The organism is Novosphingobium sp., from assembly GCF_040398825.1.
In the GTDB taxonomy this organism is placed as follows: Bacteria; Pseudomonadota; Alphaproteobacteria; order Sphingomonadales; family Sphingomonadaceae; genus Novosphingobium.
Genome location: NZ_JBBATI010000012.1, coordinates 41,888 through 57,050 on the forward strand (window position 1 = coordinate 41,888; position 15,163 = coordinate 57,050).

Genomic DNA, 15,163 nt, shown 5'->3' on the forward strand with positions numbered 1-15,163 from the left:
CGGCGACAGGGTGTTCCGGGTCAAGAAGCTGTTAACGCAACAAAAAATGGGGGTCAATAATGCTACAAGTCCAATCTTTCGCTATGGCTGGTCGTGCGCCGACGCGCGGGTCCGCCATCCGCAAGCTGGTTGCGGCCGGTCTGCTGTCATGCACCGCAATGAGCATGCCGGCACTGGCCCAGACCGCGGCGCCGGCGCCGGCGGCAGATGCGCCCAAACCGGCCGAGGAAATCGTCATCACCGGCGCGCTCAATGCGTTGCCGGTCAGGGGTGTCGGATCGGTGTTCGGTTTTGACAAGACGCTGGTTGAAACGCCGCGTTCTGCGTCCACCATCTCGAAAGAACAGATGGACCGCTTTGGCATCACCCAGATCTACGATCTGGTGTCCCAGGTGCCGGGTACCTTCACCAGTTCGTTCTTTCGGCACCGGCGGCGCGCTCGACATTCGTGGCGCACCCAGCGACGTTTATTATCGTGGCATGCTGCGGCTGGACAACCCCGGCAACTATGCGACCCCGATCGGCGCGGCTGACCGCATCGACATCGTGCGCGGCCCGGCCAGTGTGATTTATGGCCCGTCGAAGATCGGCGGTTACATGAACTTCGTGCCAAAAACCGCGCGCGCAGCCAGCGGCGCCTATGCTGCCGAAGCCAAGGGCGATCTTGAGGTTGATCTCGGCAGCTGGGGCAGGAAAGTCATCAAGGGCAGCGTGACCGGGCCGGGCAAGATCGGCGATCACGCCTTTGGTTACAGCATCTATGGCGAAATCGAGGATTCAGACAGCTACTACCGCAATGTCTATACCAAGAACGCGCTGTTTTCGGCGGCGTTCGACACCGACATCACCTCCAACCTGCGCGCCGAATTTGGCGGGACCTATCAGAAATACGACAGCGTGCAGAACAGCGGCTGGAACCGCCTGACGCAGGATCTGATCGACACCGGCACCTATATTTCCGGCCAGAGCCGCGGCCTGGATACCAACGGCGATGGCAAGATATCCCGCGAAGAAGCCTCTGCCGCCAATCACGGAAATGGCATCAGCCAGTTTGGCAGTTTTGCCTGCGCCGGGGTCGATGGCACGTTCAATTTCACGCCGTTCAAGGACGGCATCAATGCCGCGTGTTATACGCCCAATGAGGCGGGCACGTCCTTTACCGACATGAATCTGCTGAATCCCGGCACGGTCAAGCTTAGCCGCAGGCAGACGTTGACCGGACCGAACGACAAGAACAACAATATCCAGAAAACCGCCTATTTCGACCTGATCTGGGAAGGCAAAGGTGATCTGAAGATCAAGAATCAGGTGTTTTATGATGGCGGCATCAGCCTGAATGAAAACGCCTATGGATTTTCGCAGACGTTCAACTCGTACGTTCTTGAAGACAAGATCGTCCTGTCCGACAGTTTCCAGACATCCTTTGCCAAAATCTCGATCCAGGCATCACCATCGGTGCGTTACACGCACTTCAAATTCGCGGACGATTTTGGCCAGGAGTTCTGGAACCGCCCGGATATCAGCCAGGCCACCATCTATCAGCCCTATGATACGCGTCTGCTGTCGACCCAGTGCGACTGCAACTTTTCCGACTATGTGGTGGGTCATTATACCGACCTTGGTGCCGCTGCGCTGGTCGATGTCGATACCACTGTCGGCCTCGATCTTATCGGTGGCGTGCGTTACGACAATGTCCAGACCGCATCGCATGCAATTGCGGCAAAATACTGGCCGGGCGATTACGCCGGTTTCGCTGCCAACACGCAGAACATTCCCGACGCGTCGGGCACGTTTGGTGGCTGGTCGTGGAACGCCAGCCTGTCGTACAAGTCGTCGATTGGCCTTGTCCCTTATGTCACCATCTCGCGCCAGACCACGGTCGTCGCGGGTGAAGGGTCTGAACTTTATGCGCACAACATCGTCGGCAATGCGGTGCTTGGCCAATCCAACCTGCTGGAAGGCGGCCTGAAGGGTGACTTCCTCGACAAGAAGCTTTACGCGGCGATTTCGGTCTACAAACAAAAGCGTACCCAGGCCGGTGCCGAAAGCGGTCTGACCAACCAGATTCTGCAAACCAAGGGTATCGAAGCTGAAATCCGCTGGTCGGTTGACCGCCACCTGCTGGTGACCGGTTCCTTCACCCATATCAACGTGATCAATCTGGGTGCCCTGATTGCCGGGTCCTATTTCAACTACTACGGCGCTGGCGATTTCCCCGGGATCAACCCCGCGCTGATCTTTGGCGGTTCGCAACTGGGTCTCATCCCGATCACGAGTGAAAAGATGGCCCGCCGCCCTGGCGAGCCACAGAATGTCGGTTCGGCTACGGCAACATATGCGTTCGATAACGGCATCGCGCTGAGCGGTGACATCAGCCACGTGGACTCGGTCTATGCCAACTACACGCAAACGGTGAAGCTGCCGTCATACTGGCTGGCCAACCTTGGCGTGTCCTATACCAAGGGGCCGTGGCTGTTCCGCGTGGTGGTCAAGAACGTCAACGACGCACGCTATTTCCGTGCTGGCGGTCAGGACCTGTTCGGTGCCGACATCGCGCTGCCGCAATTGCCGCGCAGTTTCCAGGCGTCGATCAAGTACAAGTTCTGATATCGGACCGGGTGATGGCGGTATCAGCCGCCGTCACCCGGCAATTCCTGCTGAACCATCAAAAAGGCCCGACCATGTTGCAAGCCTGCCGCCGAATTGGGCCTGCCTTGCTCGGGCTTTTCTGCGCGCTGGTGTTGCCTGGTGCTGCAGCGATGGCCTGGCCGATACCGCATTCCGCGCAGCCCCGCCCCGCCAATGTTCTGGCCACCGTGCTGGCCTGCCAGCCCGGCGCGCCGTGCGCGCAACGCCTGCCGGTCAAAGTGGTGATCGTCACCATGTTTGAAATCGGCCAGGATACTGGCGATGCGCCGGGCGAATTCCAGCTGTGGAAAGAACGCCGGCATCTCGACACCCGCATCGCGTTTCCGCAATCGCACCACGATCTGTTTTACAACCCGCAGACCGGCGTGCTCGGCATGGTCACCGGCATGGGGTCGATTCGGTCGGCCACCGCCACGCTGGCGCTTGGGCTCGACCCGCGCTTTGATCTGAGCCACGCCTATTGGCTGGTGGCCGGGATCGCCGGCATCGATCCGCACCATGCCTCGATCGGGTCAACCGCCTGGGCGCATTATCTGGTCGATGGTGACCTGTCGCACGAGATTGATCCGCGCGAAATGCCGCAGGACTGGAAATACGGCTATTTCGCGCTGCACAGCAAAGGCCCGAACGATCCCACCCCGGCGGACCCCAAAATCAACGGCGAAATGTTCGAACTCAGCCCGGCGCTGACCGACTGGGCCTACAACCTGACCAAAGACATGGCGCTACCCGATGATCCGGGCATCACCAGCGAACGTGCCAAGTTCGTCGGATACCCGATGGCCCAGCGACCCCCGTTTGTGCTGCGGGGTGACCAACTGGCGGCGATGACGTTCTGGCACGGCGCATTGATGACCGACTGGGCCAATGACTGGGTGACGTTCTGGACGCGCGGCAAAGGCCAGTTCGTAACCTCCGCGATGGAGGAAACCGGCACCATGCAGTCGATCGAATATCTCTCGCGGATCGGCCGGGCTGATCGCAACCGGGTGATGGTCCTGCGCGCCGGCAGCAACTTTACCATGCCGCCCCCCGGTGTCCCCGCCGCGGCCTATCTGCTGCGCGAAAATGAGGGCTATTCGGGTATGCACGCGGCGCTGGAAAACCTGTATTCCGTCGGTTCAAAGGTGATCGATGAACTGCTGGGGCATTGGGACCGCTACGCCAAAGCGCCCCCGTCATGACCGTGTCACTGATGCTCATATTTCAATCAATGCCTCACAGAACTCTGTCATTCCTGCGAAGGCAGGAATCCAGTCAACCTTGCGTCCGGGAAAGAGGAATAAACTGGATTCCTGCCTTCGCAGGAATGACGAACAAAAACTGCATGGGTGAACGCTGCAGCCCCCGAAAGGGAGAGGGCTTTGTGGTTCCATCACCATGGGCCTGACCGTTATCCGCAACGCCGATTGCATCGTCACCATGGACGATGCGCGCCGCGAAATTGCCGATGGCGCGATCGCGTTTCGCGATGGTGTCGTGGTCGCGGTCGGGCCGGTTGCGGGGTTCGCACAAATGATCGAAGATGCCGACAGGGTGATCGACGCGCGCGGCTGCGTGATCACCCCCGGGCTCGTCAACACCCACCACCATCTTTATCAATCGCTCACCCGTGCGGTGCCGGGGGCGGCCAATGCGTCGCTGTTCGGCTGGCTGAAATGCCTCTATCCGATCTGGGCGCGCTATCGGCCGGATGATGTTTATGCCGCCACCCGGCTGGGGTTGGCCGAACTGGCGCTGTCAGGCTGCACGCTCAGTTCTGACCATCTCTATCTGTACCCGGATGGCGTGACGCTGGATGACAGCATTGCCGCCGCGGCCACCATCGGCCTGCGGTTTCATCCCACGCGCGGATCGATGAGCGTGGGCGAATCCGCCGGCGGCCTGCCGCCCGACAGCCTGGTCGAACGCGAACCCGACATCCTGCGCGATACCATCCGCGTGATCGACCGGTTCCACGATCCGCGCGATGGCGCGATGGTGCGGGTCGGCGTGGCGCCCTGTTCGCCGTTTTCGGTCAGCCAGGGGTTGATGCGCGATTCTGCGCTGCTGGCGCGCGACAAGCGCGTGATGCTGCACACGCATCTGGCCGAAGACGCCGACGATGTGGCGTTTTCGCTCGAACGCTTTGGCTGTCGCCCCGGCGAATATGCCGATGATCTGGGCTGGACCGGGCCTGATGTGTGGCATGCGCATTGCGTTCAGCTCGATGCCGCTGAAATCGACCTGTTTGCGCGCACCCGCACCGGGGTTGCACACTGCCCGGGATCGAACTGCCGGCTGGGATCGGGCATCGCGCCCTTGCAGGCGATGGTGGCGCGCGGCGTGCCGGTCGGTCTGGGCGTCGATGGTTCCGCCTCCAACGACAGCGGCAATCTGCTGATGGAGGCGCGCCAGGCCATGCTGTTGCAGCGTGTCACCCACGGCGCGGGCGCATTCGATCCGCGTACGGCGCTCTATATCGCCACGCGCGGGGGTGCCGAAATGCTCGGCCGCCGCGATTGCGGCTCGCTCGCGGTGGGCAAGCGCGCGGACCTGGCGGTGTGGGACATGGCTGATCTGCATTCATTGGGGGCGTGGGACAAAGTCACCGCGCTGGTGCTCTGCCCCCCGCCTGGCGCGCGCGATGTGTTTGTCGAAGGGCGGGCGGTGGTGCGCGATGGCGATCTTGTCCAAAGCTCGCGCGCAGACATTGCCCAGGCCGCGCAACGCTCGCTCCATCGGCTGATGAGCACCGTCTGATGCTGCACAAGCCCATTTTCCGGAGATGACCATGGCCGGTTTCGTCGCAACATCCACCGATACGCAGGCATTGTCTGGCAGCGGCGCGATCATGACCGCCGCGCAGGCGCGCGATCCGGACTATTTCCCCGGCTTTGCCACCGCCGTGCCGCTGGGCATACAGCACGTGCTGGCAATGTTCGTCAGCAACCTGACCCCGCCGATCATCGTCGCCGGGGCCGCCGGTTTCGGCTTTGGATCGGGCAATGCTGCGCCGCTGATCTACATGATTCAGATGTCGATGCTGTTTGCCGGTATCGCCACACTGCTGCAGACGATCGGTATGGGCCCGGTCGGCGCGCGCCTGCCGCTGGTGCAGGGCACCAGCTTTGCCTATATCCCGATCATGATCCCGATTGTCGCCGGCAAGGGCGTGGGCGCGATGGCGGCGCTGGCGACGGCGGCGCTGTGTGGCGGCATTCTGCATGCCTGTCTCAGCGTGTTTGTCGGTCGCATCCGCTTTGCCCTGCCGCCGATGGTCACCGGGCTGGTGGTGCTGATGATCGGCCTGTCGCTGATGCGCATCGGCATCGAATATGCCGCGGGCGGTGTGCCCGCGATCGGCACCCCGGCCTATGGCGCAGGCACCAGCTGGCTGCTCGCAAGCATCGTGGTCGGGGCGACGCTGGGCCTGAAATTCTTTGCGCGCGGCATCTGGTCCACCGCGTCGGTGCTGCTGGGGTTGCTCGCCGGCTATGGCGCGGCGCTGGCGATGGGGCGCATTTCGTTTGCGCCGGTCATGGCGGCGGGCTGGGTGATGGTGCCATCGCCGTTCCATTTCGGCTTTGCGCTGTCCGCATCGGCAATCCTGGGCTTTTGCCTCACCGGTTTTGTTTCGTCGATCGAATCGATCGGCGATGTCGATGCCATTTGCGAAGGCACCGCCGGACGGCCCGCCACCAACCGCGAACTGATCGGCGCGGTCAGCGCCGATGGCGTGGGCACTGCGCTGGCCGCGATTTTCGGCGCCATGCCCAACACCACTTTCAGCCAGAATGTCGGCCTGATCGCCATCACCGGCGTCATGAGCCGCCATGTCGTCACCGTCGGCGCGGTCTTTTTGGTGCTGTGCGGCCTGGCGCCAAAGATCGGCGCGATCATCACCACCATCCCGATCGAGGTGTTGGGCGGGGGCGTGATCGTGATGTTCGGCATGGTCGCCTCGGCCGCGGTATCAATGCTGTCGGGCGTGGTGTGGAACCAGCGCAACATGCTGATTTTCGGGGTCGCGCTGTCGATCAGCCTGGGCCTGCAATTGGAGCCCGGCGCCGTGGCACACGTGCCTGAAACCCTGCGCGTACTGCTGACCTCCGGCGTGCTGCCCGCGGCCTTCATCGCGGTGGTGCTCAATCTGACGTTGCCGGTGCGGTTGCCGGGGGAATGAGCTATTTTGGGGATACCTGATTCTATGCGCCTGACCTGCACCTTGCTGCTGTCCTTGTTCGCCATCGTCACTCTTGGTGTTTCACCCGCAATGGCCGCCGAACGCCGGCTGGTGATCATTGATCAGGACGCATTGGAAGGCCCCAATCTGCAACCGATCCTGATGCTGCTGCAGGACCCGTCGGTCCAGGTGCTGGGCGTGACCACCGTTTCGGGCGACGGCTGGGCGCCAGAGGAAACCGCCGCCACGCTGCGCATGCTAGAACTGGTCGGGCGCACCGACATTCCGGTGGCGCAGGGCGCGATCTATCCGCTGGTCAACACCCAGGCACGCAATCGGCTGCGCGAAGCGACGTACAGCCCGATGCCCTACAAGGGTGCGTGGATGGAAAGCTGGCCAAGCTACAACACGCTGAAACGGCGCCAGACGCATGCCCCCGATGTGATCCTGCCGATGGCCGAGGGCATGCCCGTCACCACCGCCGATCCGCGCTCCGCCGCGCAATTCATGATCGACATGACCCGCAAATATCCTGGCAAGATCACCATCCTGGCGATGGGCCCGCTGACCAATCTGGCGCTGGCGCAGCGGTTGGACGATGGCTTTGCCGGGCGGGTGCAGGAATTGATTTCCGAAGGCGGCGTGCTGCTGCCCCCCGAAATCGACCAGCCGCTCGACGAATTTGCGATGCAGGCGGCCTATGCGCCGCGCATGTCGATCAATCATTTCTGGGACCCCGAAGCATCGCGGATCGTGTTCACATCGCCCTGGCGCGAACTGACACTGGTGACCAACGACGCCAGCCGCCAGAATCTTGCCACTGCCGATCTGCTGGCGCAGGCCACCCGGTCGGGCCGGCCGGTCGCGCACTATGTGGCGATGATCGGGCAGGGCGGCTATCCGCTGTGGGATGAAACCGCCGTGGCGATATGGATGAACCCGGCGATCGCCACCCGCCAGCTCCACCTGGCGATGGATGTCGATCTGATGCCCGGCGCCAGCTATGGCGCGCTGCTGACCTGGGCCGCCGGCAAAGGCCCGCATCTGGGTGAGCGTGACGTGCGGGTGGTGCTGGGCGTCGATACCGCCGCAGTCAAAGCGCGGTTTGTCGATCTGCTGAACCGGTAGCCGCGGTGGCACCGGAAAAGCGGGCAGTAATCAACAATTTGCAATAAATCTGGCTGGGGCGGCAGGATTCGAACCTGCGGATGCCGGCATCAAAAGCCGGTGCCTTACCACTTGGCGACGCCCCAACGCAGGTCCGCGCCTATAGCGGGTGTGTCGCGGATGAAAAGGGGGGATTGTGCGTGATGCCCATTCGGGTTCAGCCGATCCGCTGCAGCGCGGGGATCAGCGCATCGAAATGGTCGATCACCACATCGGCGCCCAGATCGTGCGGCGGCCGATCGCAAAAGCCAAAGCTGACCGCGACCACCGGCAGCCCGGCGGCGCGGGCGGCGCCGATGTCATAGGTCGTATCGCCAACAAACGCTGCGCGCTGGCCTCCTGCGCGGCGTACCATTTCGATCAGCATGTCGGGTTTCGGCTTGGCCCGGTCCAGCCCCAGCGTATCACCGCCGATCACCACCGCCAGCCGCGGGCTGAGGCCCATTTCGTCGAGCAATTGCCGCGCCAGCGCCTCACGCTTGTTGGTGGCCACGGCGATTTTCACGCCGCGCGCCTCCAGCGCGGACAGCATGGCTTCGCCGCCAGGATAAAGCGTGGTGTGGCGGGCAATATTGGCGGTGTAAAATGCCACCAGTTCGTCGTTGAGCGCGGGCAGCGTGGCCTCATCCACGCCGCCGGTGCGGGCCAGCCCCCCACGCAACATTTGCGCTGTCCCGCCACCGATCAGCCCGGGCACATCGCCCAACGGAATGGTCGGCCGCCCGATCAACGTCAGCGCATGGTTGAGCGCGTGGCCAAGATCGATTGCGGTATCCAGCAGCGTGCCGTCGAGATCAAATCCGACCAGATCAAAGGGAAAATCCGTCATTGCCCATCCCGTTTTGCCGCCCGCATTCCCGTGCCCGCGGCCACAGCGCCGTCGGCAAGGTTCACAGCCATTTGCACTAAGCATAGCGGCGCAACCCGCGACCGCGCAAGCCGCACCGGGGTGCAACCGCCGCCACCGGCCGATCGAAGGTTAACCTTTCTTCAAAAACGCGAACTTTGCCCATGGATGGTCGCTGCGTTCTGGAAACTGCAAGAAAATGCTGGCAACAGGGGCGCATGACCCAGACCCCACCCGATCCCATGCCCCACCAATCCCCCGCACACCCGCTGGCCATCGTCATCTTGGCCGCCGGCAAGGGCACGCGGATGAAAAGCGATCTGCACAAAGTGTTGCATCCGATTGCCGGGCGGCCGATGCTGCACCATCTGCTGGCCAGCGCGGCAGTGCTGAACCCGGCGCAGGCAGTGGTGGTGGTCGGCAGCGGGCGTGACCAGCTGGAACGCGCAGGTTGCGCCACGGCGCAGATCGCGGTGCAGGACCCGCAACACGGCACTGGCCACGCGGTGCAACAGGCGCAAGCGCTGCTGCAGGATTTTGCCGGTGACGTGCTGGTGCTCTATGGCGATGTGCCGTTTGTGCGCCCGGAAACGATGCGCGCCATGCTGGACCGGTTGCACGCTGCCGATGCGCCGGCGGTGGTCGTGCTGGGGTTTGTACCCGATGATGCGCTGGCCTATGGCCGCGTCATCGCCAGCGGCGACCAGATCCACAAAATGGTCGAATTCAAGGATGCCAGCCCCGCCGAACGCGATTGCGGCCTGTGCAACTCCGGCCTGCTCGCGGCCCGGGCCGATGATCTGTTCGCGCTGCTGGCGCGGGTCGGCAACGCCAATGCGCAAGCCGAATATTACCTGCCCGATATCGTCAACATCGCATTGGGCGATGGGCGGACCTGCGCGGTCGTGGTCACCGCCGATGCCGACGAAGTGGCCGGCATCAACAGCCGTGCCGAACTGGCGCAGGCAGAGGCGCGCTGGCAGGACCGCCGCCGCGCCGCGGCAATGGCCGATGGCGCCACGCTGGTCGCGCCCGAAACCGTGTGGTTCGCATGGGATACGGTGGTCGGCCGCGATGTCACGATCGAACAGAACGTGGTGTTCGGCCCCGGCGTGACCGTTGCCGATCACGTAACGATCCACGCGTTCAGCCATCTTGAAGGCGCGCGGCTGGGCACCGGTGTGTCGGTTGGCCCGTTTGCGCGCCTGCGTCCGGGTGCCGATCTGGCCGCCGGCAGCCGCGTCGGCAATTTTGTCGAAGTGAAAAACGCGCGCCTGGGTGAAGGTGCCAAGGCCAACCACCTGACGTACCTGGGCGATGCCGATGTCGGGGCCGGTGCCAATATCGGCGCGGGCACCATCACCTGCAACTATGACGGCTATTTCAAATACCGCACGGTCATCGGTGAACGCGCGTTCATCGGGTCGAATTCGTCGCTGATTGCGCCGGTGCGGATCGGCGCGGATGCCATTGTCGCCGCCGGCAGCGCGGTCAGCCGCGATGTCAGCGATGGGGAATTGCGGCTGGTGCGCGCCGAACAGCTGGTCAAACCGGGCTGGGCCGACCGTTTTCACGATGCGATGAAAAAGAAAAAGGCCGAAAAGCGATCCTGACGGGCAATCCGCCGTTCATGGCGGGTGCGCCAGGGACGTACTTGGGACTTGGGCGTGTCGCGCGGGTGGGGACCGGCGCCGGCACGGCAATTATCATCGGCCCCGTTGTGCGTGAAGGCATGCGACCATGTGCGGAATTATCGGGATTGTCGGCAAGGATCAGGTGGCGGACCGGCTGGTCGACGGGCTGCGGCGCATGGAATACCGCGGCTATGACAGCGCGGGCGTGTGCACCATCGACAACGGGCAGCTGGTCCGCCGTCGGGCCGAGGGCAAGCTGAACAATCTGGTGATCGAGCTGGCACGCAATCCCGCACCCGGCGTGATCGGCATTGCCCACACCCGCTGGGCCACGCACGGCGCGCCCACCACCAACAACGCGCATCCCCATGCCACTGCCGAAGTGGCGCTGGTCCACAATGGCATCATCGAAAATTTCCGCAGCTTGCGCGCCGAACTGATCGCGCGCGGCCGCAGTTTTGAAAGCGAAACCGATACCGAGGTTGTCGCGCACCTGATTTCCGAACAGGTCGAATCCGGTCTGTCGCCGCAGGACGCGGTGAAGGCCGTGCTGCCCCGGCTGCGCGGTGCATTTGCGCTGGCCATTGCGTTTCGCAGCCATCCCGACATGCTGATCGGTGCGCGGCTGGGGTCGCCACTGGTGGTGGGCTATGGCGATGGTGAAACCTTTCTGGGGTCCGATGCGCTGGCGCTGGCGCCGCTGACCCAGCGCGTGACGTATCTTGAGGAAGGCGACTGGGTCATCATCGACCGCGCCGGCGCGCAGGTATTTGACAGTGCCAACAATCCGGTCACGCGGGCGATCGTTGCCTCTGGCGCGACCGCTGCGGCGATCGAAAAGGGCAATTTCCGCCATTTCATGCAAAAGGAAATCTACGAACAGCCGATCGTGGTGGCGCAGACGCTGCGGTCCTATCTGCGCCGCTACGAACAGGCGGTATCGCTGCCGCAGATTGATTTTGACGTCACCAGCATCAGCCGGGTGACGATCGTCGCCTGCGGCACCAGTTTTTATGCCGGCATGGTCGCCAAATACTGGTTTGAACGGTTTGCCCGCCTGCCAGTCGATATCGATGTGGCATCCGAATTCCGCTATCGCGATCCCGTGCTCGAATCCGGCGGGCTGGCGCTGTTCATTTCGCAATCGGGCGAAACCGCCGATACGCTGGCCGCGCTGCGCCATTGCAAGGCCGCCGGGCAGACCATTGCGGTGGTGGTGAACGTGCCGACCAGCACGATGGCACGCGAAGCCGATTTGTTGCTGCCCACCCACGCTGGCCCCGAAATCGGCGTGGCATCGACCAAGGCGTTCACCTGCCAATTGGCCGTGCTGGCGGCGCTGGCGGTGCATCTGGCGGTCAAGCGCGGGCTGCTCAGCCGCGAAGAAGAAATGGAGATCGTCGGCCATCTGGATGAAACGCCCGCGGCGTTGAACGCCGCGCTGGCGCACGACGCCGATATTGCCGCGATTGCGCCGCTAATCGCGCCGGCGCGCGACGTGCTGTATATGGGGCGCGGGCCAGATTATCCGCTGGCGCTCGAAGGCGCGCTAAAGCTGAAGGAAATCAGCTATATCCATGCCGAAGGCTATGCCAGCGGCGAAATGAAGCACGGGCCGATTGCGCTGATCGACGAATCCGTGCCGGTGATCGTGCTGGCGCCATCGGGGCCGCTGTTTGAAAAAACCGTGTCCAACATGCAGGAGGTGCGCGCGCGCGGCGGCAAGATCGTGCTGATTTCGGATGCCGAAGGGCTGGCCGAGGCCGGCGAAGGCTGCCTCGCCACGATCGAAATGCCCAAGGTGCACCCGTTGATCGCGCCATTGGTCTATGCCGTTCCGGTGCAATTGCTGGCCTATCACGTCGCGCTGGCCAAGGGCACCGATGTCGACCAGCCGCGCAATCTGGCAAAATCGGTGACGGTGGAATAACTGCAATCGCAGTCGTTCGGCGGTTTTCTGTCTGCGGAATTGTGCCGGTTTTAAAAATATCATATAAATCAATATTTTAATATGGATTTTCAGGGCGCATGGCGGGGTGCGGCCTTCGCATCGGGCAGGCAAAATCGCAAAACATGCTGTGCCTTGCTTACCTTTGGGCAAGCATTGGCGGTTACACAGGGCTCGTGACTCACACACGGCGATCCCCATCTGTATCCCGACTGGCCGAACAGGCCAAACCGGCATTGCCCACGCGGTTGCCGTGGCTGGCGGTGCTTGGGCTGACCGATCCGTCCGATGGGGACTGGGGGCGGCTGCGCTGCCTGCAGTTTGCCGGGCTCAGCCGGCTGACCGTGGCGCGTGTGATGGCCCATGCGCTGGGCGCGGTGCTGATGATGCGGGTTCTGCCCGGGCATGTCGGGATGGTGTTCAGCCTGCTGTGGCTGGCATTGCTGGTGGCGGCGGTGGTGGTTTCCACCACGATTGACCGCAATTTGCGCCCGTTGGAACAACGCCGTGTCGGGCTGTCGTCGATCCGGCTGCAGGCGACAGGTTCGGCCGGTCTGGCGCTGGTCTGGGCCTTGCCCATGCTGGTGTTTGGCCCCTGGCTGGGCCAGACCGACAGCGCGGTGGTCTGGGCGATCATGGCCATGCTGATGGCGGCGATGGGTTTTGCCTTTGCCGCTGTGCCGCTGGGCGCGCAGGCATTTGTTGCGGTGCTGGGCTTTGCCGGGATCGCCGGGTTTTTGGCGCGCGGGGAAGTGACTGCGGCGGCGGTTGCCGCCAGTTTTCAGGTGTTCGTGGCCATCGGTGCGTTTGAAACCGCGCGCATTTTCCTGGATGGCAAGCTGGCAGAGGCCGGATCGGTCGACAAGGACGATGTGGTATCGTTGCTGCTGCGCGAATTTGAAGAAGGCGATGCGGATTGGCTGTGGCAGGTCGACAGCAGCCGCCGCGTCCGCAATGTTTCCCCCCGCTTTGCCTTTGCACTGGGCGAAGAACCCGAAGATATCGAGGCGAAGCCGCTGATCCAGCTGATCACGGGCGACGCCTGGGACAGCGGCTTCTTTCATTCGTCGCTGCACGACCTGGCCGAACGCGTCAAACGCCGCGAAAGTTTTTCAAACCTGCTGGTGCGCGTTTCGATCAAGGGACAACACCGCTGGTGGGAACTGTCGGCCAGCCCGCGCTTTGACGAAAATGGCGGCTTCGTAGGCTTTCGCGGGGTCGGTTCGGACGTGACCGAGCGGCGCGAGAGCGAGGAACAGATCGCCTATCTGGCGCGGTTCGACACGTTGACCGCGCTGCCCAACCGGCTGCAACTGACCGAGGCGCTGGATGCTGCGATGCGCCGCGCCGACCAGTTCCGCAGCCGTTGCGCGTTTTTGATGATCGACCTCGACCGGTTCAAGGCGGTCAACGATACGCTGGGCCACATGGTCGGCGACAAGCTGCTGGAACGTGTGGCCGAACGGTTGCGCAATCTGGTGGGTGATTCCGGCATGTGCGGGCGGCTGGGCGGCGATGAATTCGGCGTGGTGCTGGGCCAGGGTGTGGACAGCGACGCAATCCACACCGTGGCGCAGCGGATCATCACCGGGCTGTCGCATTCCTATTCGGTTGATCACCACACATTGTATATCGGCGCCAGCGTGGGATCGGCCATCGGCCCGCGCGATGGGGCCACCGTCGAAACGCTGATGCGCAATGCCGATCTGGCGCTGTACCGCGCCAAGGATGAAGGCGGCGCCGCGCATTTCTGCTATGAACCATCGCTCCACACCGATGCCGAACAGCGCCGCCAGCTGGAACTGTCGATGCGTCACGCGCTGGAACGCAACGAATTTTCGCTGGTATATCAGCCGGTGGTCGATGCTTTGACCGGTGCCGTGCTGAGTTTTGAGGCGCTGGCGCGGTGGAACAGCGCTGAACATGGCCCGGTCAGCCCGGTGCGGTTCATTCCCGTGGCCGAAGACGCCCGGCTGATCGTACCGATCGGCGAATGGGCGCTGCGCACCGCCTGCCACGAAGCATCGCGCTGGCCCGACCCGATCAAGATCGCGGTCAACGTTTCGGGTGAACAGCTGCTGGAATCGGGTTTTGCCGATACCGTGGTCAGCGCGCTGGCATCGAGCGGACTGCCGCCGCACCGGCTGGAAATCGAAGTGACCGAAAGCGTTTTCCTGCGCGACGGCACGGTGGCGCTGGAAACGCTGAACCGTATCATCGGGCTCGGCTGCGGCGTGGCGCTCGACGATTTCGGCACCGGCTATTCCTCGCTCGGCTATCTGCGCAAGATCCGCTTTTCAACGATCAAGGTCGACCGCAGCTTTGTTCAGGGTGCGGCGCGGTCCAATCCGGAAAGCCTGGCGATCGTGCGCGCGGTGGTGGCGATGGCCGACAGCCTGGAAATGTCGACCACGGCCGAAGGCGTCGAAACCGAAGAAGAACTGGCGATGGTCCGCCTGCTGGGCTGCAAAAAGATCCAGGGCTATTACTTTGGCCGCCCGATGGCATCGGAAAATGCCTATGACCTGGTCAAGCCAAAGCCGGGCAAAAAGCGCAAGTCGATCGAAGAAATCGTCGAAACCGCGCGCGACGCCGCGGCGTAATACAAGGTTGCTTTGAAGATCGGCCAAACCAGCCGTATCTCCGCGCATTTTGTCTTTCGCTTGAACAAAATTCTGCATAATCCTGTCCCCTGACAGCATGGTATGCGTCTTGCCCAACGGTTTGTCGCGCATCGCTTTTGGGGGAGTTGG

10 protein-coding genes and 1 tRNA gene are annotated in these 15,163 nt (G+C 62.9%); 9 read left to right on the forward strand and 2 right to left on the reverse strand.

Annotated features, from left to right (window positions below; genetic code table 11):
* The first annotated feature begins 164 nt into the window (after positions 1 to 164).
* The 6 genes from ABWP89_RS08200 (at position 165) to ABWP89_RS08225 (ending at position 7,942) form a co-directional block, all read left to right on the forward strand.
* Positions 165 to 533, forward strand: a complete 369-nt coding sequence (locus ABWP89_RS08200; RefSeq protein ID WP_353228530.1) for a Plug domain-containing protein — start codon at positions 165 to 167, stop codon at positions 531 to 533.
* The gene (locus ABWP89_RS08205; protein WP_353228531.1) at positions 481 to 2,607 is read left to right on the forward strand and encodes a TonB-dependent siderophore receptor; all 2,127 of its coding nucleotides are present in this window, start codon (positions 481 to 483) and stop codon (positions 2,605 to 2,607) included. The genes ABWP89_RS08200 and ABWP89_RS08205 overlap by 53 nt, the downstream gene beginning before the upstream one ends.
* A 152-nt stretch (positions 2,608 to 2,759) precedes the next feature.
* Entirely contained in the window at positions 2,760 to 3,833 is a 1,074-nt protein-coding gene (locus ABWP89_RS08210) for a purine nucleoside permease (protein ID WP_353228533.1), read from the forward strand.
* Positions 3,834 to 4,029: 196 nt separating this feature from the next.
* Positions 4,030 to 5,391 (forward strand): 8-oxoguanine deaminase, encoded by a 1,362-nt coding sequence (locus ABWP89_RS08215; RefSeq protein WP_353228534.1) that lies wholly within the window; start codon positions 4,030 to 4,032, stop codon positions 5,389 to 5,391.
* A 31-nt stretch (positions 5,392 to 5,422) separates the two neighbouring features.
* Entirely contained in the window at positions 5,423 to 6,814 is a 1,392-nt protein-coding gene (locus tag ABWP89_RS08220) for a uracil-xanthine permease family protein (protein WP_353228535.1), read from the forward strand.
* 24 nt (positions 6,815 to 6,838) lie between these two features.
* Entirely contained in the window at positions 6,839 to 7,942 is a 1,104-nt protein-coding gene (locus ABWP89_RS08225) for a nucleoside hydrolase (RefSeq protein WP_353228536.1), read from the forward strand.
* Positions 7,943 to 7,992: 50 nt separating this feature from the next.
* On the opposite strand, the gene ABWP89_RS08230 is transcribed toward ABWP89_RS08225, so the two are convergent.
* Both ABWP89_RS08230 and ABWP89_RS08235 read right to left on the reverse strand, forming a co-directional pair.
* Positions 7,993 to 8,067: transfer RNA gene (locus ABWP89_RS08230), tRNA-Gln, on the reverse strand.
* A 71-nt stretch (positions 8,068 to 8,138) separates the two neighbouring features.
* Complete coding sequence (locus ABWP89_RS08235; protein WP_353228537.1) at positions 8,139 to 8,810, reverse strand: HAD-IA family hydrolase; 672 nt, start codon at positions 8,808 to 8,810, stop codon at positions 8,139 to 8,141.
* Between the two features lie 236 nt (positions 8,811 to 9,046).
* Between ABWP89_RS08235 and glmU the strand changes: the two genes are divergently transcribed.
* From glmU to ABWP89_RS08250, 3 genes are all read left to right on the forward strand, one after another.
* On the forward strand, positions 9,047 to 10,441 hold the full coding sequence (gene glmU / locus ABWP89_RS08240) for a bifunctional UDP-N-acetylglucosamine diphosphorylase/glucosamine-1-phosphate N-acetyltransferase GlmU (RefSeq protein ID WP_353228538.1): 1,395 nt from the start codon (positions 9,047 to 9,049) through the stop codon (positions 10,439 to 10,441).
* A gap of 127 nt (positions 10,442 to 10,568) precedes the next feature.
* Positions 10,569 to 12,392, forward strand: a complete 1,824-nt coding sequence (gene glmS, locus ABWP89_RS08245) for a glutamine--fructose-6-phosphate transaminase (isomerizing) (protein ID WP_353228539.1) — start codon at positions 10,569 to 10,571, stop codon at positions 12,390 to 12,392.
* 254 nt (positions 12,393 to 12,646) lie between these two features.
* Positions 12,647 to 15,013, forward strand: a complete 2,367-nt coding sequence (locus ABWP89_RS08250) for a putative bifunctional diguanylate cyclase/phosphodiesterase (protein WP_353228540.1) — start codon at positions 12,647 to 12,649, stop codon at positions 15,011 to 15,013.
* The last annotated feature ends 150 nt before the right edge of the window (positions 15,014 to 15,163 follow it).